Annotated in this window: 25 protein-coding genes; 15 read left to right on the top strand and 10 right to left on the bottom strand. The window is 68.6% G+C overall.

Annotated features, from left to right (window positions below; all coding sequences use genetic code 11):
- Nucleotides 1-97 precede the first annotated feature (97 nt).
- Nucleotides 98-1,009, top strand: coding sequence for a LysR substrate-binding domain-containing protein (locus AC51BJ_RS14790; RefSeq protein ID WP_496280731.1), 912 nt, complete (start codon nt 98-100; stop codon nt 1,007-1,009).
- A gap of 11 nt (nt 1,010-1,020) precedes the next feature.
- Here the strand turns inward: AC51BJ_RS14790 and AC51BJ_RS14785 are convergent, their stop codons facing one another.
- Nucleotides 1,021-2,307: a diguanylate cyclase domain-containing protein gene (locus AC51BJ_RS14785; protein ID WP_496280730.1), complete on the bottom strand. Its 1,287-nt coding sequence runs from the start codon at nt 2,305-2,307 to the stop codon at nt 1,021-1,023.
- Between the two features lie 194 nt (nt 2,308-2,501).
- Between AC51BJ_RS14785 and AC51BJ_RS14780 the strand changes: the two genes are divergently transcribed.
- Genes AC51BJ_RS14780 through AC51BJ_RS14770 form a run of 3 tightly spaced genes read left to right on the top strand, consistent with a single transcriptional unit; the run spans nt 2,502 to nt 5,834 of the window.
- Nucleotides 2,502-4,181 carry an alkaline phosphatase D family protein gene (locus AC51BJ_RS14780; RefSeq protein WP_496280729.1) on the top strand — a complete coding sequence of 560 codons (1,680 nt, stop codon included), beginning with the start codon at nt 2,502-2,504 and terminating at the stop codon, nt 4,179-4,181.
- Nucleotides 4,182-4,216: 35 nt separating this feature from the next.
- Complete coding sequence (locus tag AC51BJ_RS14775) at nt 4,217-5,068, top strand: PEP-CTERM sorting domain-containing protein (RefSeq protein WP_496280728.1); 852 nt, start codon at nt 4,217-4,219, stop codon at nt 5,066-5,068.
- A 13-nt stretch (nt 5,069-5,081) separates the two neighbouring features.
- Nucleotides 5,082-5,834 (top strand): hypothetical protein, encoded by a 753-nt coding sequence (locus AC51BJ_RS14770; protein WP_496280727.1) that lies wholly within the window; start codon nt 5,082-5,084, stop codon nt 5,832-5,834.
- A gap of 43 nt (nt 5,835-5,877) precedes the next feature.
- Here AC51BJ_RS14770 and AC51BJ_RS14765 read toward each other — a convergent pair whose 3' ends face one another.
- Together AC51BJ_RS14765 and AC51BJ_RS14760 are read right to left on the bottom strand one after the other, a co-directional pair.
- Nucleotides 5,878-6,216, bottom strand: coding sequence for a zinc ribbon domain-containing protein YjdM (locus tag AC51BJ_RS14765; protein WP_496280726.1), 339 nt, complete (start codon nt 6,214-6,216; stop codon nt 5,878-5,880).
- A gap of 107 nt (nt 6,217-6,323) precedes the next feature.
- Nucleotides 6,324-7,271: a YcjF family protein gene (locus tag AC51BJ_RS14760; protein WP_496280725.1), complete on the bottom strand. Its 948-nt coding sequence runs from the start codon at nt 7,269-7,271 to the stop codon at nt 6,324-6,326.
- A gap of 186 nt (nt 7,272-7,457) precedes the next feature.
- On the opposite strand from AC51BJ_RS14760, the gene AC51BJ_RS14755 reads away from it, so the two are divergent.
- Nucleotides 7,458-7,685: a hypothetical protein gene (locus AC51BJ_RS14755; RefSeq protein WP_496280724.1), complete on the top strand. Its 228-nt coding sequence runs from the start codon at nt 7,458-7,460 to the stop codon at nt 7,683-7,685.
- A gap of 74 nt (nt 7,686-7,759) precedes the next feature.
- Here the strand turns inward: AC51BJ_RS14755 and AC51BJ_RS14750 are convergent, their stop codons facing one another.
- From AC51BJ_RS14750 to AC51BJ_RS14740, 3 genes are all read right to left on the bottom strand, one after another.
- Nucleotides 7,760-8,041, bottom strand: a complete 282-nt coding sequence (locus tag AC51BJ_RS14750; protein ID WP_430432493.1) for a hypothetical protein — start codon at nt 8,039-8,041, stop codon at nt 7,760-7,762.
- 308 nt (nt 8,042-8,349) lie between these two features.
- Nucleotides 8,350-11,028, bottom strand: coding sequence for an AAA family ATPase (locus AC51BJ_RS14745; RefSeq protein ID WP_496280723.1), 2,679 nt, complete (start codon nt 11,026-11,028; stop codon nt 8,350-8,352).
- A complete protein-coding gene (locus AC51BJ_RS14740) occupies nt 11,025-12,146 on the bottom strand; it encodes a metallophosphoesterase family protein (protein WP_496280722.1) in 1,122 nt (373 codons plus the stop codon). Before AC51BJ_RS14740 ends, AC51BJ_RS14745 begins: the two co-directional genes overlap by 4 nt.
- Before the next feature lie 229 nt (nt 12,147-12,375).
- Here AC51BJ_RS14740 and dksA point away from each other — a divergent pair, with 229 nt between their 5' ends.
- Complete coding sequence (gene dksA, locus AC51BJ_RS14735; protein ID WP_425763493.1) at nt 12,376-12,804, top strand: RNA polymerase-binding protein DksA; 429 nt, start codon at nt 12,376-12,378, stop codon at nt 12,802-12,804.
- A 15-nt stretch (nt 12,805-12,819) separates the two neighbouring features.
- On the opposite strand, the gene infA is transcribed toward dksA, so the two are convergent.
- Nucleotides 12,820-13,080 (bottom strand): translation initiation factor IF-1, encoded by a 261-nt coding sequence (gene infA / locus AC51BJ_RS14730; RefSeq protein ID WP_020163009.1) that lies wholly within the window; start codon nt 13,078-13,080, stop codon nt 12,820-12,822.
- Nucleotides 13,081-13,364: 284 nt separating this feature from the next.
- On the opposite strand from infA, the gene AC51BJ_RS14725 reads away from it, so the two are divergent.
- On the top strand, nt 13,365-14,099 hold the full coding sequence (locus tag AC51BJ_RS14725) for a trypsin-like peptidase domain-containing protein (protein WP_496280721.1): 735 nt from the start codon (nt 13,365-13,367) through the stop codon (nt 14,097-14,099).
- 78 nt (nt 14,100-14,177) lie between these two features.
- A complete protein-coding gene (locus AC51BJ_RS14720; RefSeq protein WP_496280720.1) occupies nt 14,178-15,389 on the top strand; it encodes a glycoside hydrolase 5 family protein in 1,212 nt (403 codons plus the stop codon).
- A 216-nt stretch (nt 15,390-15,605) separates the two neighbouring features.
- On the opposite strand, the gene mog is transcribed toward AC51BJ_RS14720, so the two are convergent.
- On the bottom strand, nt 15,606-16,205 hold the full coding sequence (mog, locus tag AC51BJ_RS14715) for a molybdopterin adenylyltransferase (RefSeq protein ID WP_496280719.1): 600 nt from the start codon (nt 16,203-16,205) through the stop codon (nt 15,606-15,608).
- The gene (gene yjgA, locus AC51BJ_RS14710) at nt 16,198-16,776 is read right to left on the bottom strand and encodes a ribosome biogenesis factor YjgA (RefSeq protein ID WP_019915774.1); all 579 of its coding nucleotides are present in this window, start codon (nt 16,774-16,776) and stop codon (nt 16,198-16,200) included. Before yjgA ends, mog begins: the two co-directional genes overlap by 8 nt.
- A gap of 72 nt (nt 16,777-16,848) precedes the next feature.
- On the opposite strand from yjgA, the gene pmbA reads away from it, so the two are divergent.
- Nucleotides 16,849-18,189, top strand: a complete 1,341-nt coding sequence (pmbA, locus tag AC51BJ_RS14705; RefSeq protein ID WP_430432499.1) for a metalloprotease PmbA — start codon at nt 16,849-16,851, stop codon at nt 18,187-18,189.
- A gap of 340 nt (nt 18,190-18,529) precedes the next feature.
- Entirely contained in the window at nt 18,530-19,609 is a 1,080-nt protein-coding gene (locus AC51BJ_RS14700) for a TRAP transporter substrate-binding protein (RefSeq protein ID WP_496280718.1), read from the top strand.
- Between the two features lie 78 nt (nt 19,610-19,687).
- On the opposite strand, the gene metK is transcribed toward AC51BJ_RS14700, so the two are convergent.
- The gene (gene metK, locus AC51BJ_RS14695; protein ID WP_020163016.1) at nt 19,688-20,851 is read right to left on the bottom strand and encodes a methionine adenosyltransferase; all 1,164 of its coding nucleotides are present in this window, start codon (nt 20,849-20,851) and stop codon (nt 19,688-19,690) included.
- 169 nt (nt 20,852-21,020) lie between these two features.
- On the opposite strand from metK, the gene AC51BJ_RS14690 reads away from it, so the two are divergent.
- The 5 genes from AC51BJ_RS14690 to AC51BJ_RS14670 all read left to right on the top strand — a co-directional run bounded on the left by AC51BJ_RS14690 (nt 21,021) and on the right by AC51BJ_RS14670 (nt 25,126).
- Nucleotides 21,021-21,896, top strand: coding sequence for a lysophospholipid acyltransferase family protein (locus AC51BJ_RS14690; protein ID WP_496280717.1), 876 nt, complete (start codon nt 21,021-21,023; stop codon nt 21,894-21,896).
- A 5-nt stretch (nt 21,897-21,901) separates the two neighbouring features.
- Nucleotides 21,902-22,330, top strand: coding sequence for a CoA-binding protein (locus AC51BJ_RS14685; protein WP_496280716.1), 429 nt, complete (start codon nt 21,902-21,904; stop codon nt 22,328-22,330).
- Complete coding sequence (gene dapF, locus AC51BJ_RS14680) at nt 22,327-23,160, top strand: diaminopimelate epimerase (RefSeq protein WP_496280715.1); 834 nt, start codon at nt 22,327-22,329, stop codon at nt 23,158-23,160. Before AC51BJ_RS14685 ends, dapF begins: the two co-directional genes overlap by 4 nt.
- A 7-nt stretch (nt 23,161-23,167) precedes the next feature.
- The gene (locus tag AC51BJ_RS14675) at nt 23,168-23,818 is read left to right on the top strand and encodes a DUF484 family protein (RefSeq protein WP_430432508.1); all 651 of its coding nucleotides are present in this window, start codon (nt 23,168-23,170) and stop codon (nt 23,816-23,818) included.
- Between the two features lie 93 nt (nt 23,819-23,911).
- On the top strand, nt 23,912-25,126 hold the full coding sequence (locus tag AC51BJ_RS14670) for a class I SAM-dependent rRNA methyltransferase (RefSeq protein WP_496280714.1): 1,215 nt from the start codon (nt 23,912-23,914) through the stop codon (nt 25,124-25,126).
- Nucleotides 25,127-25,128 lie beyond the last annotated feature (2 nt).

Genomic DNA, 25,128 nt, shown 5'->3' with positions numbered 1-25,128 from the left:
CAGTGGAGGATAGGCAGGCCGAACAAGATGTAGAAATGATGAATTTTCATCGTTACCATCTATGGCATCGATAGTTAAGACCTGACGCCGCAAAGCCATGGAACTGCGACACCTGCGCTACTTCGTTACGCTGGCCGAGTGCCTCAACTTCACGCGCGCCGCCGAACGGGTGCATGTCACGCAATCGACGCTGTCGCACCAGATACGCCAGCTCGAGGAAGAGCTGGATCAGCCGCTGTTCGAGCGCGTCGGCAAGCGGGTCATGCTGACTGACGGTGGCGAGCGCTTCCTCGAATACGCCATCCAGGCGCTGGGGGCGGTGGACATGGGCATCGGCGCGCTGAAGGAATCGTCGGCCGACCTCGCCGGCGAGGTGCGCGTGGGCGCCACCCACACCTTCAACCTCGGCTTCATTCCGGAATGCGTGGCCACCTTCCTGACCCGGCACCCGACCGCGCGCGTCATCGTCGAGGAACTGTCGGCCGACGACATCAGCGCAAAGGTGAAATCAGGCGAGCTGGATCTGGGCATCGCCTACCGCCCGGCCACGCCGGACGATCTGTGGTTCGAGCCGCTGTACAACGAGGAAATGGTGCTGGTGGTGGCCGAAGATCATCCGCTGGCGCAGCGCAAGCGCGTGCGTCTGGTGGAACTGCACCGCCAGCAGCTGGTGCTGCTGCCGCGCGAATTCGCCACCCGGGTGATGCTGGACGAATGCTTTCGCGCCTGCGGCGCCGAGCCTCAGGTCGTGGCGGAGATGAACACCATTGCGCCGATGCTGGGCCTGGTGGCGCGCACGCAGATCGGTTCGGTGGTCGCCGCCAACGCGGTGACGCCGCAGTCCGGCCTGCGCCGCATCCTGCTGGAAAGCCCGACGCCGATCCGCACGCCGGGCATCCTGTGGAAGCGGGGCAAGAACCAGCAGGCGAGCGAAATGCGCTCCTTCTCGTCCATCGTGCGCAAGCTGGCGCTGAGCCGCAGTCTGAAGCCGCAGCTGACCGCGCGCTGAGCGGTCGGCGCTCAGCGCCGACGCTTGGCCGCGTACATCGCGGCGTCGGCGATCAGCAGCAGATCCTTCGCGCTGTCGCCGTTTTCCGGCCAGCGGGCGATGCCGATGCTGGCGCCGACCGTCAGTTCGTGGCCGTCCATCGTCACCGGCCGCGCCAGCACGTCGCGGATCTTGTCGGCCACCGTCTCGGCGTCCTCCATGCGGCGCACGTCGGCCAGCAGCACGACGAACTCGTCGCCGCCGATGCGCGCCACCGTGTCGGCCTCGCGCACGCACAGGCGCAGGCGCTGCGCCACGTCATGCAGCAGCACGTCGCCAGCGGCGTGGCCCAGTGTGTCGTTCACTTCCTTGAAACGGTCGAGGTCGAGGTAGAGCAGGGCGAGCCTGCCCTTGGTGCGCCGCGCGGCGGCGATCGCCGTTTCGATGCGGTCATGCAGCAGCGCGCGATTGGGCAGGCCGGTCAGACCGTCGTACTGCGCCATGCGGCGCAGTCGCGTCTGCAGTTGCATGCGTTCGAGCGCGGTGGCGATCTGGGTGGCGACGAAATTCAGCAGTTCGCGGTCGCGTTCGGTGAACACTGCGGCGCCCGGGGCGCGTTTCAGCGCCAGCGCGCCGAGGCAGCCGTCGGCCGACACCAGCGGCGCGCCGAGCCAGGTCTCGCCGCGTTCGCCCGCCATCAGTCGGGTTTCGCCGCGCGCTACCACGTCGGCACAGAAATCGATACACCGCGACGGCAGACCGTCGACCGGATCGCCGTGCGCGTCGGCCGCGTAGGCGATGTTGAGCGCGCCGTCGATCTCGTTGCGCACGCCCACCATCATGCGCTCGGCCGGCAGCAGGTCGGCGACGATGCGATGCGCGCGTGCCAGCAGGTCGAACAGGTCGGTCGCCACGTGCGCCGCCTCGGACATCGCGTACATCGCCGCCTGCATGTCGCCAGCACGCTTGCGTGCAGTGATGTCGTGCGCGATCGCCACGCGCAGCCGTTCGCTTTCCGACCAGCGCGCCGACCACAGGATGTGCACGATGGCGCCGTCCTTGCGCACGTAACGGTTCTCGAAGCTGAGCTTGGGGTCGCCCGACATGATTTCGGCCGCCGCGCGCAGCGTGCGTTCGCGGTCTTCCGGCAGCACCAGGTCGATCATCCGGCGGCCGATCACCTCGTCGCAGCTGTAGCCGAAGATGCGCTCGAAGGCGGCGCTGACAAATACGAAGTGCCCGAACTCGTCCACGACGCATACGGCGTCGAGCAGGAGGTCCATTACGGCTTCGAGTGGGGCGGTGCGTCGTCTGTCCATGACCGGGAAAATACCGCGGGCGGCCGATGCGGCGCACGATTTTCGGTCAATTTGCGCAAACCGGGTGAACGATGTGCGCCGTCGCCGCCGATAGTCTGAACGGACCACGAGCGGCGGCGTCGCGCAGATGCGGCCTGTAATGTCGGCAAACAACACTGTGCGGCCTTCGCATTTCCGTATCGCGCCGACCGTACATGACCACGTCCCCGACCAGCCGCCGCAAGTTCATCGGCACCCTCGGCGCCGCCGCGCTCGCCGCGCCGGCCCTTCTTTCCGGCTCGACCGCGCAGGCCGCCGCCGCGCCCTTCGTTCATGGCATCGCCAGCGGCGACCCGCTGGCCCGCCGCGTCATCCTGTGGACCCGCATTACCGCGCCGGGCGACGCCCAGCCGCGCGTGTTCTGGGAAGTGGCGACCGATGCCGCGTTCAGCCGTGTCGTGCGCAGCGGCCTGTTCCGCACCAATGCGACGCGCGACTTCACGGTGAAGATCGACGTCGATGGCCTGCGCCCGGACACGCGCTACCACTACCGCTTCACCTACGGCAGCCAGCGCTCGCCGGTCGGTCGCACGCGTACCTTGCCCGAGGGCGCGGTCGACCAGGTGAAGCTCGCTGTTTTTTCGTGCTCGAACTTCCCGGCCGGCTACTTCCACGCCTACGCCGAAGCGGCGCGCATGGACGACCTCCATGCCGCGCTGCATCTCGGCGACTACATCTACGAATACGGCCGCGGCGGGTATGCCACCGACGACGCCGCAGCGCTTGGCCGCGAAGTGCTGCCGGCGGGCGAGTGCATCACGTTGGCCGACTACCGCACCCGTCACGCGCTGTACCGCGGTGATCCCGGCCTGCAGGCGCTGACCGCCGCGGTGCCGCTGATCGCGGTCTGGGACGATCACGAGGTGTGCAACAACACCTTCGTGTCCGGCGCCGCCAATCACACGCCGGCCACCGAAGGCCCTTACGCCGACCGTCGCGCTGCTGCGCTGAAGGCCTATCACGAGTGGCTGCCGGTGCGTACGCCGGACACCGCCGACCTGCGCCGCATCTACCGCTCCTTCGACTTCGGCGACCTGCTGTCGCTGCACATGCTGGAAACCCGCCTGCTGGCGCGCACCGAACAGCTCGCCTTCGGCGATTTCGTCGGCCCCGACGGCATCAATGCCGACGCACTGCGCGCGGCGATCGGCGACGACAGCCGGCAGATGCTGGGCAGCGTGCAGCAGGCCTGGCTGGAACAGCAGATGGCCGATTCGACGGCGACCTGGCAGGTGCTGGGCCAGCAGGTGCTGATGGCGCGCGCCGAAATTCCGGCCGCCATCGCGCTCGACCAGATCTCGATCGCCAACTGGATCGCGCTGAACGACAAGGCGGCGACGCAGCCGGAGGCGCTCACCCGCGCCGAGCGCTACATCCTCGGCCAGCCGTCGATCCCGCGCAGCACCGACGCCTGGGGCGGCTACGAGGCGGCGCGCGAGGCGGTCTATGCCGCCGCCCGCCGCCTCGACAAGAACCTGGTCGTGGTCGCCGGCGACACGCACAACGCCTGGGCAAGCGACCTGGTCGACGCCGCCGGCAACCGCATCGGCGTCGAGTTCGCCACACCTGGCGTGTCCTCGCCCGGCATGGAAGTCACGCGCCGCACCGACGCGCCCGAGGTGGTCGCGCAGTGGATGGTCGACACCATTCCCGACCTCAAGTACGCCGAAACCGGTCACCGCGGTTTCATGGTGCTGACCGCCACGCGCGATGAGTGCCGCGCCACCTGGTACTTCGTCAGCACCGTCAAGTCCCGCCAGTACACGCTCAGCGAAGGCGCCACCGTGCGCACGCTGCCCGGCAGCGCCCAGCGCGCGCTGTTGCCGCTTGCCTGAACACGAACCCACAGCACCTCACGGAGAACGACACCATGATCCACCGCACCCTCGCCACCGCCCTCGCTGTTGCCTTCGCTGCACTCGCCACTCCGGCCCAGGCCGCCGTCATCGTCACGCTCGAACGCGACGCTTCCGGCCTGTTCGACAGCTTCGAGTACTTCCAGGACTTCGACACGCTGGCCTCGGCCAACGGCAGCAGCAACGTCGCCTGGAGCAATGACAGCACCATCGCCGGCTGGTCGCTGTTCGATTCGGCCAAGGTGGCCAAGACCTTCTACCGCGCCGGCAACGGCAGCGACGCCGGCGGCTACTTCTACAGCTACGGCCAGAACGCCGACAGCGACCGCGCGCTCGGCGCGCTCGGCTCCGGCGGCGCCTACTGGGGCTCGCCGGCTTCCAGCGCGCTGTCGGGCTACGCCGCGGCCGCCTTCCGCAACGACAGCGGCGCCACCATCGAAGGCGTCAGCGTGTTCTGGGATGCCGAGCAATGGCGCGTCGGCGAATCCAACCAGGGCAGCGATACGCTGGACTTCCGCTACGGTTTCGGCGACAGCTTCGGCAGCGTGAGCACCTGGATCAATCCGGGCAGCGCGTTCAAGTACAACTCGACGGTGACCAACGCCGCCTCGACCGCCGGCTTCGCCACCGACGGCAACGCCAATGCCGTACTGCGCGGCGGTGACATCGCGCTCGAGTGGGAAGCCGGCCAGACGCTGTGGATCACCTGGATCGACTACAACAGCGCCGGCTTCGATCACGGTCTGGCCATCGACAACGTGTCGCTGAGCGTCGCCATCCCGGCCGTGCCGGAACCGGCCTCGATCGCGCTGCTGGCCGCCGGCCTCGGCATCGTCGGCGCAGCCGCGCGCCGCAAGCGCGCCTGAGCGGATGGTGGTGATGACCTCGATACGCGCTTCCCTGCTCGCCGCCGTACTCGGCGCGTCTGCGCTGCCGGCCACGGCCGACATCGCGGTGGCGCCGGACGCTGCCGGGCGCTTCGTCTACGTGCAGAACTTCGACACGCTGGGCGCCACCAGCCGCGCCTTCGACTGGCGCGACAACGACACGCTGCCCGGCTGGCGGCTGCTCAACTTCGTCGAACAGCCGCTGGTGACGCCGACCTACCGCGGCGACACCGGTGACGATGCCGGCGGCAGCTTCTACAGCTACGGCCTCGAAGGCGACCGCAACCGCGCGCTCGGCGCGGTCGGCACCGGCGGCAGCTACTTCGGCACGCCGGCTGCCGGCCAGCTCGCCGGCTACATCGCCGTGTCCTTCCGCAACGCGGGCGGTCGCGGCATCGACGCGGTGCGCATCGCGTTCGAAGGCCAGCAGTGGCGGCAGGGCGCCAGCGACGATTTGAACGTGCTGGTGTTCGAGTACGGCGTCGGCGAGGAATTCGGCCATGTCGACTGGGTGCGCCCGGGCGCCGGCTTCGATTTCGAATCGCCGTCACCACTGATCCTGACGCCGAGCGGCGCACCGGTCTTCGGCCGCGACCCGCTGGCGAAACAGGCGCTCGGCGGCATCATCACGCCGGCATGGACAGCCGGCAGCCGGCTATGGCTGCGCTGGGTCGTACGCAACAACTACAGCTTCGATCACGGCCTGGCGATCGACGACGTGAAGGTCGAGGTGGAGCGCTTCTGATCGCAGGCGCGTGCCGGTCGACGGCCGGCACGCACTGCCTGACTCAGGCCTTCTTCACGAACTCCGATTTCAGCTGCATCGCGCCGAAGCCGTCGATGCGGCAGTCGATGTCGTGGTCGCCCTCGACCAGACGGATGGACTTCACCTTGGTGCCCACCTTCAGCACCGACGACGAACCCTTTACCTTCAGGTCCTTGATCAGCGTGACGCTGTCACCGTCGGCCAGCACGTTGCCGTAGGCGTCCTTCACCACGCGCGCCTGATCGGTGGCTTCGGCGGCCCGCTGCGGCCACTCGTGCGCGCATTCCGGACAGACGTACATGCTGCCGTCCTCGTAGGTGTATTCGGAACTGCACTGCGGACATTTCGGAAATGAACTCACGGCCTACCCATTCATGATCGGTTTATCGCCCGCGGACTGCGGGGGCCGTCATTGTGCACTGCCGCTGCGTCGGAGCCGTTGCGCCAGCGCAAACCGGCCGGTCGCGCTCAGCCGCCGCGCACCATCGCCATGATCTGCGCGGCGTCCAGGCCGGATGCGCGCTGGCGCATCTGCGGCAGGTAGTCGGCCTGCAGTTTCTTCGCCGGTTCCAGCATCTGCCGGAAGCCCTGCTGCAGCGCCGCTGCGCTCATCTGCCGGCCGCCGGCGTAATAGCGTTTGGCGATGTGACCGAGCGCGTAGGTGCTGGCGAACGAGAAGGCCATGCCGGTGGCGGTGCGGCCGAGACCGCCGACGGTCTTGCCGGCCATCTTGCCGAGCAGGCCGCCGAGCAGCTTGCGGCCGAACTGCTCGAGGTATTGCGAGGTGAGGCCGACGCCGACCGTGGCGAGGAATTCCTTGATGTGGCCCTGGTCGAGTTCGTAGCCGTGCGCGCGGCCGATGCGATAGACCATCTTGATCTGCAGCGGAATGATGGCGACCGAGGCCCAGGTCTGCGGCAGCAGTTCGAGCGCGCCATTGAGGATGGCGTAATTCAGGATGGTCTTGTCGAGTTCGGCGTCCGAGGGCGCCGGCTGCGCGGCAGCGACCGTTGTGGACGCAGCGATCGTGGCGGGCGCGTACGCGTCGAGGTCGGCCAGCGCGTCGGCCTTGCTTTCGGCGTCGGCCACCCGGGCGTCGCCGTCGAGACAGAGCTGACGCTTCAGGTCGGCGAGGAAGGCGCGTTCTGTGTCGCACTGGCGGCCGTCTGCGTCGCAGATGCACAGTGCCATTTCGTAGGCGAACTGGCGCTGGCCGAGGTCTTCCAGCGCCGAGGTCGCGTCGCGTAAGGTCACCCGCTTGAGCAGCACGTCCTGGTAGAGACGCGGCAGGTCGGGCGCCTGCGTGCCCAGTGATTCGGCAAAACGGCGTACGTGGTCGCGCTCGCGGTCGTCCTTGACGCCATCGGCGAAGGCCGCGAACAGGGCAATGGTGAGCAGAGCGTTGTCAGGTGTCATGAAACGGCATCCTTATCGATTTGAGTTCACAGCGACGCTGTGAGCCCCGACCGGCGGACGCGGTTCCGTGATCGGCCGGCGCCGAAACCGCTGCTTACATGATGGCGGCGTGCTGCGCCGACGGCACCGGACTTCACATGCACCAAACCGAACGCGACCGCCTGCGCGATGTCGTGCAGCGCATCCTTGATCACTGCGACCGACAGCACGATGCGTGCATGCCGGCGATGCATCGGGCCGGGCTCGATGAAGATGCGCGATGACCGGATGGATGGTGATCGCCAGTTCGATCAACGGCACGATCTTCACTGTGGTCGGGTGACCGGCGCTGCCGGCATAGCCACTGAAGTCGACCTCCTCGAAAAGCGGGCCGGCGATGAACCCGGCTCCGCTGCCCCGCCATCCGGCGTGTGACCACTTTCAGCGGGCGCCAGCCCGGATTGAGGCATGCATACGTGGCCGGCTCCGGACGCGCGGAACGTCCTGTATCAGAGCGTGACGCCGGTCACGGTGACCGCGGCCGCCGCCAGCAGCCAGCTCGCGATCCGCCGCAGCAGTGCGGTGTCCAGCGTGCGGCTGGCGTCCTGGCCGGCGCGGCCCAGGCCGACCACGAACAGATGGGCCGGCAGCGCGATCGCCAGTAGCGTGGCGATCACCAGTCCGGCGCTGTCGCCGGTCTCGCCGCCGAAACGTGACCACAGCAGTGGCCACACCGCAGCGGAAAAGGCGCCGGCCAGCGCGGCGGTGATCGGGGTGGCGGTGATGTTCATGACAAGATCCGAGCGAAGTGAATCGAAATGGAAGCGGTTATCGGCTGCCGCGCACACGGGCACTCACTCCGCGTCTGCCGACCGCTTAGGATCACTGAAGCCGCAGCGGCGTCGCGAGGCCACTATGCTGTCAAGACCGGCGGGCGGCAGATCCCCGGATGTCAGGAACGCCGCACGAGCCCGCATCGAACTCGACAGATAGGCGTCGAACCTTTCGACCGTCAGCGCGGCCATGGTCCCGCAGCGTCGTGCGAACCGCCTGCGGCCAATCGACGCACACCGAGCCTGCGCGGTCTGTCTCCACATCCTCATACCCCTCCCTGCCCGACGGGCGTCGCCACTGAAGCGAGCGAGCGCGCCGCCACGCCGAGATCGCGCCAGTTCTCCGGGTGGCAGGTGAACAGCAGGATCTGATGGCGCAGCGCGGCATCGAACAGCACCCGCTTCATCCGATCCAGCCGCGCGGCGTCGCTGTGCACCAGCGCGTCGTCGAGGATGATGAGCGTGGGGCGGCCGGCTTCGCGCAGCAGGTCGGCGTAGGCGAGGCGGGCGATCACGCCCATCTGTTCGCGCGCGCCGAAACTGAGCGCGTCGACGTCGCCGCTCTCCACACCGCCTGCGATCTCTCGGGTGAGCGGGCCCGGGCTCAGGCTGTCGTCGATCGCGATGCGCGCACCCGGAAACAGCAGGCCGAGGTAGTGATTCAGATGCTTCTGCAGCGGTGCCTGCAGGCGCTGGGTCAGCGCGCGACGCTTGTCGCGCAGCCGGCCGAGCAGCAGGTCCAGCGCACGGGCGCGGCGGGCCAGCTGCTCCTGCCGGCGTTCGGCCGCGGCGAGGTCGCGCGCGAGGGCGGCATGCCGTTCGTCCAGGCCCTGGGCGCCAGCCGCTTCCAGTTCGATCTCCAGCCGGGTGATTTCGTCGCGCCGCTGGTCGCGGGTCTTCTCGGCGATTTCGGCGCTGCGGTCCAGCCGCTGCACGTCCTGTTCCAGCGCCTGCGGGCGGGCCGCCTCGAGCTGCCGCGCCAGCGCCTCGACCCGCTGCGCCTGGGCCGCCTGCCGGGCAAGTTCGTCGGCCAGTGCGCGCTGTGCCTCCGCTCGTTGCTCCGCACGACCCGGATCGTCGAGCCTCGCCCGGGCCGCTGCCGCCTCGCTCTGCGCGGCTTCGAGCACTGCCTGCGCGGCCGCGCGGCGGCTGACCACCTCGCCCAGCTGGCGTGCCGCCTCGGCCAGCGACTGACGCGCCCGCTCTTCGGCCCCTTCAGCCTCGACCACCGACGGCAAGTCGGCCGCGTCGGCGGCGCCCTGGGCCTCGGCGGTCAGTGGCGTCAGCCGCTGGGTCAGTTCGGCCACCCGGCCGATGAGCACGCTGCATTCGGCGCGCAGCGCATCGATGCCGCGCGGCGCCAGCGCCTTCACGGTCGCTTCAGCCGCCTTCAGGTCGGTCAGCTTCTGGGCATGCAGCTGCTGGCGCGCTTCGGCGGCCTCAAGCGAGACGAGACCGAGCCGGGCCAGCGCACTGCCGTGACGATCGGCCAGTTCCGCAGCTTCGCGCGCCAGCGCGGCGGCATCGCTGCCGCCCGGTTCGATGCGCAGCCGACCGTGGCCGGGCAGAGTGATCGTTGTCGCTTCAGGCAGCAGTCGCTCGCCGCTGCCGGTCAGGATCTCGTCGGCGATGCGCAGTTCGCGGCCGTCGTCGAGCGCGAAGCGCAGCCGGGTGGCGAGTGCTGCACGACGGATGTCCAGTTCGCGCAGGCGCCTTGCCTGTTCGCGCAGCGCGGTGAGATCGGCCGCGCGGATTTCGCAGGCGGCGGCTTCGGCCTGCAGCGCGAGTACGCGCGCCTGTGCCGCCTCGGCCTGCGCACTGGCGGCTTGCGCTGCCTCGGCCTTGCGGCGTGCGTCATCGAGTTCGCGGCTGACCTGCTGCAGGTTGTCGCGGATGCGCGCCTGTTGCAGCCGGCGGCGTGCGGTTTCATGCGCCTGCGTTGCCTCCCGTTCGCGCTGTTGCCAAGGCCCCGCCAGTGCCTGCACCGCGTCCAGCGCACGCTGCGCGACGGACACCGCTTCGGCCCGGCGCGCGGCATCGGCCGCGTCCGCGTCGAAAGCCGCGAGCTGGCCGCGCAAGAGCTCGACCTGCCGCGCCAGCCCCTGCGCCGACAGGCGTTCGCCCTCGAGTCTCGATTGCAGTGACTGCGCCTCGGCCAGCGCCGCGCGCGCTTCCGCCGCCTGCGCGCGCAGTGCCAGCCAGGGACGCTCGGCGGCATCCGTGGCGTGCTCGGCGCGGAGCAGTGCCAGCCGGTCTACCTTCTGCCGACTGTCCTGCAGCGTGGTTTCGACCGCCGCCTTCTCTGCTGCCAGTTGCGAGCACAGCAGCTGGGCTTCCAGCCAGGCGCCGCGCGGCCGGTCGGAGGACGGGGTGAGCAGTTCGTTGCGCAGCTTCTCCACTTCGGCGGTGATGTCGTCGCCGTCGCCGCCCGCGATTTCACCGAGCGAGGCGGTGAGCACGCTGCGCAGATGATCGGTGGCGTGGGATACCGCATCGCGCAGCTCCTGCGCGCTGCCCTGCTCAATCCACAGCAGGCCGGGAATGCCCCAGTGCTCGGCCTTGCTGGCGCCCTTGGACGCGAAGGCGAAACCCAGCCGCTCGGCGAGGAAGTCCTCGGCCTCGGCGCCGTCGAAGGCGCGCTCGCCGTACTGCAGCGTGCATCGCTTCCGGCCGAGGAAGCGCTTGTTCAGGCGGCAGTCGCGGCCGTCGAGTTCGAAATCGAGTTCCACTTCGGGCGAGGCACCCGGATCGCTCCATGGGCGCAGATGCTCGACCGTGCCGGAGCGGTGGCGCTCGAAGAAGGCGGCGCGCAGCGCGGCGACCAGCGTGCTCTTGCCGGCTTCGTTGGGACCGGCGAACAGATTGAGACCGGGGTCGAGGTCGCGCAATTCGAAGGGCTGGTGGAAGCGGCGGAACTGGTCGACGCGGAGGCGGCTGATCTTCATCGCGCCACTCCCGCGCGGCGCGCATCGAGCAGGCCGGCCAGCAGCACCAGCGCGTCGCGCGCGGTGTCGCCGTCGGCGCCGTCCTGCGCGGCGCGCAGATCGGCGATCACCTCGCCCAGGTAGCCCTCGGCGGCCAGTTGTTCGAGGTCGGCGGCGGTCGGTTCGATGCGCACGCGGTCGAGCTCGGCCAGCACGGCGCGTGCGCGGCCGCGCGCCTGCGTGATCGCGTCGCCGACCCGCTTCAATCCGTCGAGGTCGGTGCGGCCATCGATGTCGAGCTGCAGCACGTCGTCCGCTGCAAGCGTTCCGAGCAGTGCGCACAGCGCATCGACATCGCTCGCCACCTGCAGCGTGAACGCCTCGCTGCGCCAGCGGTAGCGGCCGGTATCCACCTGCGTTATCCGCGGCACGGCACCCGGCGCGTCGATGTCGACGATGAGCGCGCGGCCGGAATCGTTGTTGCGGAAGCGGTCGGTTTCCGGCGTGCCGCTGTACCAGCAGCGCGCATCGACCTGACGGCAGCCGTGCCAGTCGCCGAGCGCGAGGTAGTCCAGCCGCGCTTGTGCGGCGCGGTCGGCGGCAATCGGGTTGGCCGAATCGATGCCTTCGGCGAGCAGGCCCTGCACCGCCCCGTGCGCGATGCCGATGCGGAACGCACCGGCCGGCGTGTCGGCGGCGGCAAACCAGTCGGTCAGGTCGTTGTAGGTGTGGCGCTGGGTCAGCGGCGCCGGCAGCACGACGGCGTTCAGTCCGTCGAACTGCAGTGGCTCAGGGCGCAGGCACAGGCGCACGTTGTCGGGCACCGCGTTGAGCCGCTGCGCGCGCGTCCACACCGACTCGCTGAGCGCGGCGTCGTGATTGCCCGGAATCATGACCCACGGGCCGGCATGCGCGCGCGTCGCGTTGAACAGCCGCAGCACCGTCTTGTCGGCGATGCCCTGGGCGTCGAACACATCGCCGGCGACCAGCACCAGATCGACGCGTTGCTCGGTCGCCAGCGCGGCCAGCCGCTCGACCGCTGTGATGCGGGCTTCGGCCAGCAGCGCCGCCTCGTCGGCGTCGAATTGTCCGTACTGTCGGCCGATCTGCCAGTCGGCGGTGTGGAGAAGTCTGAGCACAGGAGTGGGCGGGGCATCGCGGGGCGCATACCTTGCGTCGGCGACGGCGGCCCTGTCAATCGCTGCCGGGCGCGGGCGGGCGGTATTCTTCGGCAGCGGGAAAAGTTGTGCGCACCGCCGTCATCCGGGACGTGTATCTTTAGCGCACCGGATCGCCGATTCCTGCGGCGGCCGGCGGGCACGCACCGCTGCGTGCGCCCATCCACCGCTCACCCGGAAGGCCCGTACCATGAGCGCTACCCTCCTTGCCGAGGCGGACGTCGAAGCCCGCCTGCTCGCATCCCCGCCGTCGGAGTACATGTCGCCGGAGCAACTCGCCTTCTTCCGGCAGCGATTGCTCGCCGAGCGCGACGCGCTGCTGCAGTCTGCGCACGAAACGACGCAGCACCTGCACGAGTTCGAGCGCACGCCCGACCCGTCGGACCGCGCGTCGCTGGAGGAGGATCACTCGCTGGAATTGCGCGTGCGCGATCGCGAACGCAAGCACCTGCACACGATAGACGAGGCGCTGGCGCGCATCGACGACGGCAGTTACGGCTGGTGCGAATTCACCGGTGAGCCGATCGGGCTCGCCCGGCTGCTGGCGCGGCCGACCGCAACGATGTCGGTTGAGGCGCAGGAACTGCACGAAAAGCGCCGCAAGATGCGCGGACGCTGACCGCGCAGCAGGGACTCAATGCGTGCGGCGTACCGGTGCGGACGCTGCGCCACGGCCTTCGATGTGACGGAAAGTGATGCGCCCCTTGCTGAAGTCATAGGGCGACATTTCCAGCGACACCTTGTCGCCGGCGATGATGCGGATGTGGTGCTTGCGCATCTTGCCGCAGGTGTAGGCGACCACCATGTGGCCGTTCTCCAGCGTGACGCGGTAGCGCGAATCGGGCAGGACTTCCGTCACTACGCCGTTCATGTCGATCAGTTCTTCCTTGGCCATTGCGGCTCTCCCGGGTGGGCGTGAAAAGTGGACGCCGGGCCGCAGGCGCGCGGGCCGTGGAGCGTCAGGGGGCTGACTGCGGGATCGCTTTGGGATGCGACGGGATTCGGGTCGCCGACGACGAGGTCTGTGCGAGAAGGAAACCGGAAAACTGCAGTGACGGCGCGGCCGGAGTGGATGAAACCGTGCGGCGCCGGCCAACACTATGCACCGATTACGGGCTTTCTGCCGGGATATCTGCCGAAGACGTTCACAATGAGGGCCGTTTCATGCCGCCGAACCCGATGATAGAACCCATCCTGCTCGCCGCTGCGCGCATCTGCACGTTCGATGGCGCACGCGCGCTCACCAACGCCAGCGGCTTTTTCTTCGAGCGCGACGGGCGGCTCTATCTGGTCACCAGCCGCCACGTTCTGGTCGATCAGCCGAGCCGTCACTTTCCCGATCGCATCGAGATCGAATTGCATATCGACGCCGCCAACATGGCGCGCTCGACCGGCTTCTCGATCCCGCTCTATCGCAACGGCAAGAGCCTGTGGCGTCAGGGCGCGGATCGCGCTGGCGCCATCGACGTCGCGCTGATCGAACTGGACCGCGCCGCGCTGCCGCCGACCGCGGTCTGGCGCGCCTTCACGCCGGCCCACCTGTCGGCCGACCTCGACCGCATCGAAGTCGGCAGTTCGCTGCTGGTGGTCGGTTTCCCGCTCGGCTTCCACGACACGCTGCACCACATGCCGGTGGTGCGTCAGGCCGGTATCGCCTCGTCTTTCGGTCTGCGCTTCCAGGGCGAAGGCTACTTCCTGACCGACGCCCGCACCCACCGCGGCATCAGCGGCGCACCGGTGGTGATGCGCGTGCCCGACGACCCGGCCGCGCTCGGCGACCTGCCGTGGATGCTGCTCGGCGTGCACTCGGCACGGCTCGATGTCGGCACGCGCGATCTCAAGCTGGACGAGGCGCTGGGGCTGAACTGCGCCTGGTATGCGGACATCCTGATGACGCTGACCCAGCCCGCCTGAGGGCATCGGCGGGAACACTGGACGGCCACGTGCCTCTCAGCTTCGTGGCCGCCAGCAGGCGGCGTCGTGCATATATATATGGCATTCCGTGAATTCACCCCGGCACTGACCCTGCTCACCCTCGTCGCACTGCTGTGCCTGCCGCTGCCCGGGCGCGCAGCCGACCCCGCCTGGCAGGGTGCGGCCTTCGAGGGCGACCGCGTGGCGCTGCAGAAGCTGGCCGATGCCGGCGCGCGCGTGGTGCGCGTCTATCGCGAGAGCGACGCCTGGGTGCTGGATGCGGCGCAGACGATGGGCATGAAGGTGGTGATGGGGCTGTGGCTCGGCCATCCGCGGCACGGATTCAACTACCGCGACGCTCGGCTCGTCGCCGCCCAGGACGCGCGGATCGCGGATTTCGTGCGGCGCTACCGTGAGCACCCGGCGCTGCTCGCCTGGGGCATCGGCAACGAGATCGAGACCGGCGTCGGCGATCCGCGACCGCTGTGGAACGAAGTGAACCGCGTCGCCGCGCTGGTGAAGGCGCTCGACGCGAAACACCCGACCGTCATGGTGGTTGCCGACAACAGCGACGCATGGCTGGCGCCGCTTGCCGGCTGCTGTCCCGATGTCGATGTGTTGGGGTTGAATCTGTATGGCGGTTCCATCTTCGAACTGCCGGCCCGCCTGCAGCGGCTGGGCATCACGAAGCCGGTGCTGGTGACCGAACTGGGTCCGCTCGGTCAGTGGCAGGCCGGGCGCAAACCCTGGGGCGCGCCGGTGGAGCTGACCAGCACGCAGAAGGCGGACTTCTATCGCGATGCGCTGGCTTTCGTCGCCGGGCAGCCGCAGATCGTCGCCGCCTTTCCCTTTCTGTGGGGCGAGAAACAGGAACAGACCGCGACCTGGCACAGCCTGCTCGACGTCGGCAGACCGACCGCGATGACCGATGCGCTGGCGGACGCCTGGGGCCGCCCGCCGAAAGTGGCTGCGCCACGCGTTCTCGGCATCGGTATCGCGGCCGACGAGTTTCCGGCTGGGGGCGAGGTGTCGGCGGGCGTCGATGCGCAGTCGTCCGATGGTTCTGCGTTGAAGACCGAATGGACGGTATGGGCCGAAGCGACCGATCTGCGCCTCGGCGGTGACGAAGAGGTCGTGCCGCCCCACATCCCGGTGCGCGTGCTGCACGCCGACGCGCGCAGCGTGCGCTTCATCGCGCCGGCCGTGCCCGGCGCCTACCGCCTGTTCATCACGGTGACGGACCGGACCGGCAAGGTGGCGACCGCCAATCTGCCGTTTCTGGTGCGGTAAGGTCGGGTTTGGCGCAGGGCTGGCCGTGGAATTTTTTGGAAGGGGCCCTCTGATCCCGACGTCGACCTGAACCCAGGCCGGGGTTCTGTGGGAGGGGTCTTCTGACCCCGACAGCGGGCCTGGATCGAAGCCGGCGGACCGCAGTGGCCGTGTCGCGGCCAAGGCCGCTCCCACAGCGGTGGGCGCGCGACTCGCGGCCGCTGCGGCTCGGCGAGCTCAGGTTTTCGCGGCGCGGATCGCCGATTTCGGACGGAAGGCCTTGACTACGCTGTCGTCCGTCTCGATGTACGGCCCGCCTATCAGGTCGATGCAATAGGGCACGGCGGCGAAGATGCCGTGCACGAGCGGATTGCCGTCGGCGTCCTTGACGCCTTCCAGCGTTTCCTTGATCGACTTCGGCTGGCCCGGCAGGTTGAGGATGAGCGTCTTGCCACGGATTACGCCGGTCTGCCGCGACAGGATGGCGGTCGGCACGAAGCGCAGGCTGATCTGCCGCATCTGTTCGCCGAAACCGGGCATTACCCGGTGCGCCACGGCGATGGTGGCGTGCGGCGTCACGTCGCGCGGGGCGGGGCCGGTGCCGCCGGTGGTCAGCACCAGATCACAGCCGGCGCTGTCGCACAGTTCGATCAGCGTCGCTTCGATCTGCGGCTGTTCGTCCGGGATCAGCCGCGTTTCGAACAGCACCGGATTCTTCAGCGCGGCCGACAGCCACTCCTTCAGTGCCGGGATGCCCTGGTCCTGGTAGACGCCGCTCGATGCGCGGTCGGAAACGGAAACCAGACCGACCGTCAGCAGATCCTGTGTGTCACTCATCGTCGTTCTCGTCCTGTTCGGGTTCGATGTCCTCTTCGCCGCTCTGCGCGTTGTCGAGCTGACGCAGCACGCGGAAGATTTCGCGGAAGGCGCGCGGCGGCTTGTTCAGTTCGCGTTCGCGCAGCACGTTGCGACGCAGCGTGCGCAGATGGGTCAGGTCGGCGCCCGGCCACTGGGCGGCGATGTCGCCCAGCACCTGTTCGTCGGCGATCAGCCGTTCGCGCATGCGTTCCAGCATCTGTTCGCGCGCGACCGCGCGGGCGGAGCGGCCGTGGATGGCGTCCAGCGCTTCGGTCAGCGGCGCGGTGTCGATGCCGCGCATCACCTTGCCGACGTACTGCATCTGCCGGCGCAGGCCTTCGTGGCTGCGCGTGCGCTGCGCTTCGGTGATGGCGATGCGCAGGTTCTCCGGCATGTCGATGCGCTTGATCTGTTCGGCCGACAGCGCGACCAGTTGCGTACCGATGTCCTGCAGCACATGGGCGTCGCGCTTCCGCTGGCTCTTGCTCGGACGGTCCGGCAGATCCTGATCGTCGGGGTTTTCGGTGGTGGATATCGATTTGGGGCGCATTGGGATACAGAGGACGGGGCAGAGCGTGGCAAGCGGCTATTATTGCAGCCTTTGCCCGACCACGAATCCGCCATGTCCCGACAGGGTTTCAGCTATACCGACGCCAGCATGCGCGATATCGCGCAACAGCTTCTCGATCATGCCCGCGCCGGTGGCGCGACTGCCGCCGAAGTCGACGTGTCCGAAGGCTTCGGCCAGTCGGTCACCGTGCGCCGCGGCGAGGTCGAAACCATCGAGTACAACCGCGACAAGGGCATCGGCGTCACCGTCTATGTCGGCCAGCGCCGCGGCTACGCCAGTTCAAGCGACTTTTCGCTGGACGCGATGCGCGCCACCGTCGATGCCGCGCTGTCGATCGCCCGCTTCACCGCCGAAGACGACGCGGCCGGCCTGCCGGACAAATCGCTGCTGGCCACCGAATTCCGCGACCTCGACCTGTTCCACCCGTGGGAACTGCCGGTCGAACAGGCCATCGATCTGGCCCGCCGCTGCGAGGACGCCGCCTTCGGCGTGTCGCCCGACATCCGCAATTCGGAAGGCGCTTCGGTGTCGGCCCAGCAGTCGCAATTCATTTCCGCCAACAGCCTGGGCTTCATGGCCGGCTACGCCAGCACGCGGCAGTACATCAGCTGCTCGGTCATCGCCGGCGAAGGTGACGGCATGCAGCGCGAAGACTGGTACGCCAGCCGCCGCAACGCCCACGACCTGCCGGCGCCGGAGGCGATCGGCGACTACGCCGCGCGCCGCGCGCTGTCGAGGCTCGGCGCACGGCGCGTCAAGACGACCCGCGTGCCGGTGCTGTTCGAAGCGCCGCTGGCCATCGGTCTGCTCGGCCATTTCGTGCAGGCGACCAGCGGCGGCGCGCTGTACCGCAAGTCCTCCTTCCTGCTCGACAGTCTGGGCAAGCAGATCTTCCCGAAGCACATCAACATTTCCGAACGGCCGCACCTGCCGGGCGCGATGGGTTCGGGCATGTTCGACGACGACGGCGTCGCCACGCGCGACCGCGAAGTGGTGCAGGGTGGCGTGCTGAACGGCTATTTCCTGAGCACCTACTCGGCGCGCAAGCTGGGCATGGAAACCACCGGCAACGCTGGCGGCTCGCACAACCTCATCCTGCAGTCGGGCAAGAAGAGCCTGGATGAGCTGATCCGCGGCATCAAGCGCGGTCTGCTGGTGACCGAACTGCTGGGCCACGGCGTCAATTACGTGACCGGCGACTATTCGCGCGGCGCCGCCGGCTACTGGATCGAGAACGGCGAAATCGCCTACCCGGTGCAGGAAATCACCATCGCCGGCAATCTGCGCGACATGTTCATGGGCATACAGGAAGTCGGCGCCGACGCACTGGTGCGCGGCTCGAAACAGAGCGGCTCGGTGCTGATCGACCGCATGCGGATCGCCGGCGCCTGAGTGTGAGCCCCCACGCTCACTTCGTTCGCACAGGGCCGGCTATGCACAGCCGGGCCGTTCGGCAGGCGCGGCACATGCGCCGCGAAACCCCTTGGGGCGTGGCCCGGCTTTGCACAGCCGGGCCGTTCAGCCGGCGCGGCGCGTGCGCCGCGAAACCCCGGCTTCACCCCCCTCCGAGGGGGCTGCGCTGGTCCACGGTCGGCTTTACACAGCCGACCGGTTGCGCGGGCGGCGAGCAGTGCTCGCCGAAATCCCCGCTACACCCTTTGGGGCGGCCCGGCGGGCGGCGCGGGACCGATACGGGGCTTCGTGCCGTGCGACGTGAGAGGGTGCTGTCGAGATGACGAATCGGCGTGGCTTCCTGAAAGCGGCGCCACTCGCCGCGCTTGCCGGCGCACCGGCGGTCGTCGGCGCCCAGCCGGCCATCCGCTGGCGGCTGGCGTCGAGTTTCCCGAAGGCGCTGGACGCGCTGTACGCCGCTGCCGAACAGGTGGCGCAGCAGGTCACTGCCGCCACCGGCGGCCGCTTCCAGATCCAGGTGTTCGCCGCCAACGAACTGGTGCCGCCCTTCGGCGTGCTCGACGCGGTGCGCGAGGGCACGGTGGAGTGCGGCCACTCGGCGTCCTACTACTACATCGGCAAGGACCCCACCTTCGCCTTCGACTGCGCCATGCCCTTCGGCCTGAACAGCCGGCAGCAGGCGGCATGGCTGGTCGATGGTGGCGGCATGGCGCTGATGCGCGAACTGTTCGCCGGCTACAACGTCGTCAATTTCCCCTGCGGCAACACCGGCGCCCAGATGGGCGGCTGGTTCCGCCGCGAAATCCGCAGCGTGGCCGACCTCAAGGGTCTGAAGATGCGCATCGGCGGCTACGCCGGCCAGGTGGTGTCGCGACTGGGCGTGGTGCCGCAGCAGATTCCGGGCGCCGACGTCTATCCGGCGCTGGAAAAGGGGGCGATCGATGCCGCCGAGTGGGTCGGGCCGTACGACGATCTGAAGCTCGGCTTCTACAAGGTCGCGCCCTATTACTACTACCCGGGCTGGGCCGAAGCCGGCCCGCAGCTGACCATCTACGTCAATCGGCAGGCGTATGACGCCTTGCCGGCCGAGTACCGGCAGATCCTCGAATCCGCCTGCGCTGCGGCGCATATCGGCATGCAGGCGCGCTACGACGCGCGCAATCCGGCGGCGATGAAGAAGCTGATCGAAGGCGGCGCCCAGCTGCGCATGTTCTCGCGCGACATCCTGCTCGCGCTGCAGAAGGAGGCGTTCGCGCTGTACCGCGAAACCGCCGCCGCCAACCCGCAGTTCCGCAAGGTGTTCGAGCCGTGGAACCGCTTCCGCTCGGAGCAGCACTTGTGGACCCGCATCGCCGAGAACTCGGTGGATGCGTTCGTGGGGCGGCATCCGGTGGAGTGAGCGTGGCCGGTCATGCGGCTAAAAATGACAAAGGCCGCAATGCGGCCCTTGTCGTCGTGCGACGCGCTGACTGACCGGCTACAGGCCCGCGTCGGCCCTCAGTGCGGCTGCCTTGTCGATCGCTTCCCAGCTGAATTCCGGCTCGTCGCGGCCGAAGTGGCCGTAGGCGGCGGTCTTCTGGTAGATCGGGCGCAGCAGGTCGAGCATCTGCACGATGCCCTTCGGGCGCAGGTCGAAGTGGCGCTTCACCAGTTCGGTCAGTTTTTCGTTCGAAATCTTGCCGGTGCCGAAGGTTTCGACCATGACCGAGGTCGGCTGGGCGACGCCGATGGCGTAGCTCACCTGCACCTGGCACTTCGACGCGAGGCCGGCGGCGACGATGTTCTTCGCCACGTAGCGGCCGGCGTAGGCGGCCGAGCGGTCGACCTTGGACGGGTCCTTGCCGGAGAAGGCGCCGCCGCCGTGCGGTGCGGCGCCGCCGTAGGTGTCGACGATGATCTTGCGGCCGGTGAGGCCGCAGTCGCCCTGCGGGCCGCCGATGACGAAGCGGCCGGTCGGGTTCACCAAATACTTGATTTCGCCCTTGACCAGTTCCGGCGGCAGCACCGGCTTGATGATGTCCTCGATCACCGCTTCGCGGATCGCTTCGAGCGACATGTCCGGCGCGTGCTGGGTGGACAGCACCACGGTGTCGATGCGCTCCGGCTTGCCGTCGACGTAGCGGATGGTGACCTGGCTCTTGGCGTCCGGGCGCAGCCAGGGCAGGCGGCCGTCCTTGCGCAGGTGAGCCTGGCGCTCGACCAGGCGGTGCGACAGGTGCAGCGCCAGCGGCATCAGCACCGGCGTCTCGTCGCAGGCGTAGCCGAACATCAGGCCCTGGTCGCCGGCACCCTGGTTAAGGTAATCGTCGCTGGCGCGGTCCACGCCCTGGGCGATGTCCGGGCTCTGCTTGTCGTAGGCCACCAGCACGGCGCAGCCCTTGTAGTCGATGCCGTATTCGGTGTTGTCGTAGCCGATGCGCTTGATCGTGTCGCGCGCGACGTGGATGTAGTCGACGTTGGCGGTGGTGGTGATCTCACCGGCCAGCACGACGAGACCGGTATTGCACAGCGTTTCGGCGGCGACACGAGCGGTCGGGTCCTGCGCCAGGATGGCGTCGAGGATGGCGTCGGAAATCTGGTCGGACACCTTGTCCGGGTGGCCTTCGGACACCGACTCCGAAGTGAAGAAATACTCTGACATGCACCTGCTCCTTGTAACTTCCCTGTTGCGGTTCGTCGAACCAGCCCCGGGAAGCGAGCAGGCGACGCTTTAGCAGTATTTTTAATCCGCCCTGCAAGTTGTCTCGTTTAACTCGGCGGAAACAGTAGTCTACCGCGTCCTGTCGTTTTCGCGAATCCAGCTTTTTTCCATGTCAGACCTCGCGAGCCGGGTGGCCATGGGCGCCTTCCGGCTGCTTTCCCACCTTCCGCTGCGCACGCTGCAGGCGATCGGCGCCATCGCCGGGCGTCTGATCCATGCGCGCTCCGCCAGGTTCCGGCGCGAGTTCGACCGCAATCTGACGTCGGCGATACCGGGCGCCGACGCCGCGCTGATCCGCGAGGCGGCGGCCCATTCCGGCCGCGCCATGCTCGAACTGCCGTGGATCTGGATGCGGCCGCGGCCGGCCGTGGTGGCCGGCGTGGTCGAGGTCAGCGGCTGGGAACACGTCGAGCGACTGCACGCCAGCGGCCGCGGCGTGGTGCTGCTGACGCCGCACATGGGCGCCTTCGAGATCGCCGCCCGGCTGATCGGTTCGCGCATCCCGATCACCGTGCTCTACCGCGCACCGCGCCAGGACTGGCTGCGTCCGCTGATGGAGCAGGGGCGCGACGGCGACGGCGTGTCGCTGGCGGCGGCCGATGGTTCGGGCGTGCGCCGATTGCTGCGCACGATCAAGGACGGCGGGCTGGTCGGCATCCTGCCCGACCAGGTGCCGGCCAACGGCGAAGGCATGTGGGCAGACTTCTTCGGCCGCCCCGCCTACACGATGACGCTGGCCGCCCGGCTCACCGCGATGGCGGCCGGCACCATCATGGTGTTCGCCGAGCGCCTGCCGGCCGGGCGCGGTTTCCACGTGCATTTCATCGAACCCGGCGTGCCGGTCGAGGGCGACACGGCGCAGCGGGTCGAAGCGATCAACCGCAATGTCGAAGCGCTGGTGCGGCGATATCCGCAGCAGTACATCTGGGGCTACAAGCGCTACAAGTGCCCGCCCGGTGTGCAGCGGCCCGCCCCTGTAGAATGACGGCCATGTTTACGAATCCTGCGCCGCAGGCCATCGCAGACCTGTTGCGCCGCGTGCGCACGGTGGCCGTGGTCGGTCTGTCGCCTAATGCATCCCGTCCCAGTCATCGCGTCGCCCGCGGCATGCAGCGCTTCGGCTGGCGCATCGTGCCGGTGCGCCCGGCGGCGACCGAGGTGCTGGGCGAGCGGGCCTATGCCTCGCTGGCCGACATTCCCGAAGACCTGCGCCGGCAGATCGATCTGGTCGACCTGTTCATCGCTGCCGACCGCGTCGGTACTTTCGTCGATCAGGCGATCGCGCTGGGCCTGCCGGCCGTGTGGCTGCAGGACGGCGTGATCGACGAAGCGGCTGCGCTGCGCGCGCAGGCGGCCGGCCTGACCGTCGTGATGGACCGCTGCGTGTGGCGCGACTACGTTTCCATGGTGACTGAATGAAGCTCCGTTTTTCCAAGATGCACGGTCTGGGCAACGATTTCGTCGTGATCGACGCGATCCGCCAGCGCGTCGATCTGACGCCTGATCAGGTGCGCTTTCTGGCTGACCGCCATTTCGGCGTCGGCTGCGACCAGTTGCTGGTGGTCGAGCGCGCGCAGCAGCCGGGCGTCGATTTCCGCTATCGCATCTTCAATGCCGACGGCGGCGAGGTCGAACAGTGCGGCAATGGCGCGCGCTGTTTCGTGCGCTTCGTGCGCGAGCAGGGCCTGACCGACAAGCGCGAAATCCGCGTCGAAACGAAGAGCGGCGTCATCACGCTGACCGCCGCCGACGACATCAACGTGACGGTGAATATGGGGGTGCCGGTGTTCGAGCCGGCGCGCATCCCCTTCCAGTCCGATTCCGACGCCTTCGTGCAGCCGCTGGACGTGGCCGGCAGCGCGGTGCCGATCACCGCGGTGTCGATGGGCAACCCGCACGCAGTGCAGGTGGTGGCCGACGTCGACCACGCGCCGGTGGCGCAACAGGGTCCGCTGATCGAATCGCACCCGCGTTTTCCGGCGCGCGTGAACGCCGGCTTCATGCAGGTGGTCGATGCCCACCACATCCGGCTGCGCGTGTATGAGCGCGGCGCCGGCGAAACGCTGGCCTGCGGCACCGGCGCCTGCGCCGCCGTGGTGGCCGGCATCGTCCGCAACCTGCTGGAAAGCCCGGTGCGCGTCAGCACGCGCGGCGGCGAACTGAACATCGCCTGGGCCGGCGAGGGCCAGCCCGTCCTGATGACCGGCCCTGCCGTCACCGTATTCGAAGCCGACATCCATCTGGAGTAGTACCCCCATGAAAGCCGACGACGTCGCGCGTTACCTGCAGGACCACCCGCAGTTCTTCGAGGACTATCACGACCTGCTCGCCCATCTGTACGTGCCGCACCCGCACGGCGGCCGCGCCATCTCGATCACCGAGCGGCAGATCCTGACGCTGCGCGAGAAGGCCAAGCTGCTGGAGCTGAAACTGGCCGAACTGCTGCGTTTCGGCGAGGACAACGACGTCATTTCGACGCGTGTGCACGCGCTGTCCATCGCGCTGATGACGGCCGGCAGCTTCGACGCCGTGATGGTGGCGCTGCGCGAGCAGCTGTCCGAGGGCTTTTCGGTGCCGCACACGGCGCTGCGCCTGTGGAACAGCGTGCTCACCCGCGACGGCGACGTGTTCGAGCCGGTCGAGGAGCGCATCCGCGTGTTCGCGAACGAGGCGCGCCAGCCCTACTGCGGCCCGGTGAACGATCTCGGTGTCGCCGCCTGGTTTGGCGAGTCGGCCCCGGTCGTACAGTCGATGGCGCTGGTGCCGCTGCGCCGCGAATCGCGCGTGGTCGGTCTGCTGGCGCTGGGCGCCAACGACGCAGCGCGCTTCGTACCGGACATGGGCACGCTCTACCTGGAGCGCATCGGCGAACTGCTCGGCGCCGCGCTGATCCGTGAGCTGGGGTGAGATGAAGGCTCCCACGCTCACTTTGTTCGCTCAGGAGGGCCGGCTTTGCAAAGCCGGCCTTTTCGGCAGGCGCAGCGTGACGACTGACAGACCATGAGCGCCACCCTGATTCTCGCTCCGGGCCGCGAGCGCTCGGTTATGCGCCGTCATCCGTGGATATTCGCCGGTTCGGTCGACCGCCTCGACGGTCGCGCCCGGCCGGGCGACACCGTGCTGGTGCAGGCGGCCAACGGGCGCGCGCTCGGCCGCGCCGCGTTCTCGCCGGCGTCGCAGATCCGCGCCCGCATGTGGACCTTCGGTGACGAATCGATCGACGATGCCTTCTTCCGCCGCACCGTCGCACGCGCAGTCGAACAGCGGCGCGACCTGCCCGAACTGGCCGGCGAATTCGGTCCGCGCGGGGGCGTGCGCCTGCTGCACGGCGAGTCCGACGGCCTGCCTGGCGTCATCGCCGACCGCTACGCCGACGTGATCGTGCTGCAGATCACCAGCGCCGGCGGCGAGAAGTGGCGCACAACCATCGCCGACGCACTGGTGCGCGCGACCGGCATCGAACGCGTCTATGAGCGCTCGGATTCGGACGTGCGCGCGCTCGAAGGTCTGGAGCCGCGCAGCGGCTGGCTGATCGGCGACGGTGATGCGCCCTTCCCGGTGATCGCCGAACCCGGCGTGGCGGGCGACGTCAACATCGAGATCGACGTGGCCGGCGGCCACAAGACCGGCTTCTACCTCGATCAGCGCGAAAATCGCCGGCTGTGCGGCGGACTGGCCGCCGGTCGTCGCGTGCTGAACTGCTTCTGCTACACCGGCGGCTTTTCGCTGCACGCGCTGGCCGGCGGCGCCGAATCGGTGCTGTCCATCGATTCCTCCGGCCCCGCGCTGGCGACGGCGCAGCGCAATGTCGGCCACAACCCGCAGATCGACGCCGCGCGCGCCGAATGGCTGGAGGCGGATGTGTTCCAGGCGCTGCGCACCTTTCGCGCCGAGGGCCGCCGCTTCGACCTGATCGTCCTCGACCCGCCGAAGTTCGCGCCGTCGGCCGCGCACGCGAAGTCGGCGGCGCGCGCCTACAAGGACATCAATCTGCTCGGTTTCCGGCTGCTGGCGCCGGGCGGTCTGCTGATGACCTATTCCTGTTCCGGTGGCGTCGACGTCGATTTCTTCCAGAAGATCGTCGCCGACGCGGCAGCCGACGCCGGGGTGTCGGCGCGCGTACTGAAGCGCCTGTCGGCGGGGGCGGATCACCCGGTGGGGCTGGCTTTTCCCGAGGGCGAGTACCTGAAGGGGCTGCTGCTCAGGATCGAGTGAAG

The sequence above is a fragment of the Methyloversatilis sp. S146-33 genome, assembly GCF_059552495.1.
This window is presented reverse-complemented; position numbering and strand designations above follow the sequence as displayed.

Coding starts and splice junctions, on each gene's coding strand:
- AC51BJ_RS14790 (WP_496280731.1), top strand. CDS start 98: ATGGAACTGCGACACCTGCGCTACTTCGTTACGCTGGCCGAGTGCCTC.
- AC51BJ_RS14785 (WP_496280730.1), bottom strand. CDS start 2,307: ATGGACAGACGACGCACCGCCCCACTCGAAGCCGTAATGGACCTCCTG.
- AC51BJ_RS14780 (WP_496280729.1), top strand. CDS start 2,502: ATGACCACGTCCCCGACCAGCCGCCGCAAGTTCATCGGCACCCTCGGC.
- AC51BJ_RS14775 (WP_496280728.1), top strand. CDS start 4,217: ATGATCCACCGCACCCTCGCCACCGCCCTCGCTGTTGCCTTCGCTGCA.
- AC51BJ_RS14770 (WP_496280727.1), top strand. CDS start 5,082: ATGACCTCGATACGCGCTTCCCTGCTCGCCGCCGTACTCGGCGCGTCT.
- AC51BJ_RS14760 (WP_496280725.1), bottom strand. CDS start 7,271: ATGACACCTGACAACGCTCTGCTCACCATTGCCCTGTTCGCGGCCTTC.
- AC51BJ_RS14750 (WP_430432493.1), bottom strand. CDS start 8,041: ATGAACATCACCGCCACCCCGATCACCGCCGCGCTGGCCGGCGCCTTT.
- AC51BJ_RS14745 (WP_496280723.1), bottom strand. CDS start 11,028: ATGAAGATCAGCCGCCTCCGCGTCGACCAGTTCCGCCGCTTCCACCAG.
- dksA (WP_425763493.1), top strand. CDS start 12,376: ATGAGCGCTACCCTCCTTGCCGAGGCGGACGTCGAAGCCCGCCTGCTC.
- infA (WP_020163009.1), bottom strand. CDS start 13,080: ATGGCCAAGGAAGAACTGATCGACATGAACGGCGTAGTGACGGAAGTC.
- AC51BJ_RS14725 (WP_496280721.1), top strand. CDS start 13,365: ATGATAGAACCCATCCTGCTCGCCGCTGCGCGCATCTGCACGTTCGAT.
- AC51BJ_RS14720 (WP_496280720.1), top strand. CDS start 14,178: ATGGCATTCCGTGAATTCACCCCGGCACTGACCCTGCTCACCCTCGTC.
- mog (WP_496280719.1), bottom strand. CDS start 16,205: ATGAGTGACACACAGGATCTGCTGACGGTCGGTCTGGTTTCCGTTTCC.
- yjgA (WP_019915774.1), bottom strand. CDS start 16,776: ATGCGCCCCAAATCGATATCCACCACCGAAAACCCCGACGATCAGGAT.
- pmbA (WP_430432499.1), top strand. CDS start 16,849: ATGTCCCGACAGGGTTTCAGCTATACCGACGCCAGCATGCGCGATATC.
- AC51BJ_RS14700 (WP_496280718.1), top strand. CDS start 18,530: ATGACGAATCGGCGTGGCTTCCTGAAAGCGGCGCCACTCGCCGCGCTT.
- metK (WP_020163016.1), bottom strand. CDS start 20,851: ATGTCAGAGTATTTCTTCACTTCGGAGTCGGTGTCCGAAGGCCACCCG.
- AC51BJ_RS14690 (WP_496280717.1), top strand. CDS start 21,021: ATGTCAGACCTCGCGAGCCGGGTGGCCATGGGCGCCTTCCGGCTGCTT.
- AC51BJ_RS14685 (WP_496280716.1), top strand. CDS start 21,902: ATGTTTACGAATCCTGCGCCGCAGGCCATCGCAGACCTGTTGCGCCGC.
- dapF (WP_496280715.1), top strand. CDS start 22,327: ATGAAGCTCCGTTTTTCCAAGATGCACGGTCTGGGCAACGATTTCGTC.
- AC51BJ_RS14675 (WP_430432508.1), top strand. CDS start 23,168: ATGAAAGCCGACGACGTCGCGCGTTACCTGCAGGACCACCCGCAGTTC.
- AC51BJ_RS14670 (WP_496280714.1), top strand. CDS start 23,912: ATGAGCGCCACCCTGATTCTCGCTCCGGGCCGCGAGCGCTCGGTTATG.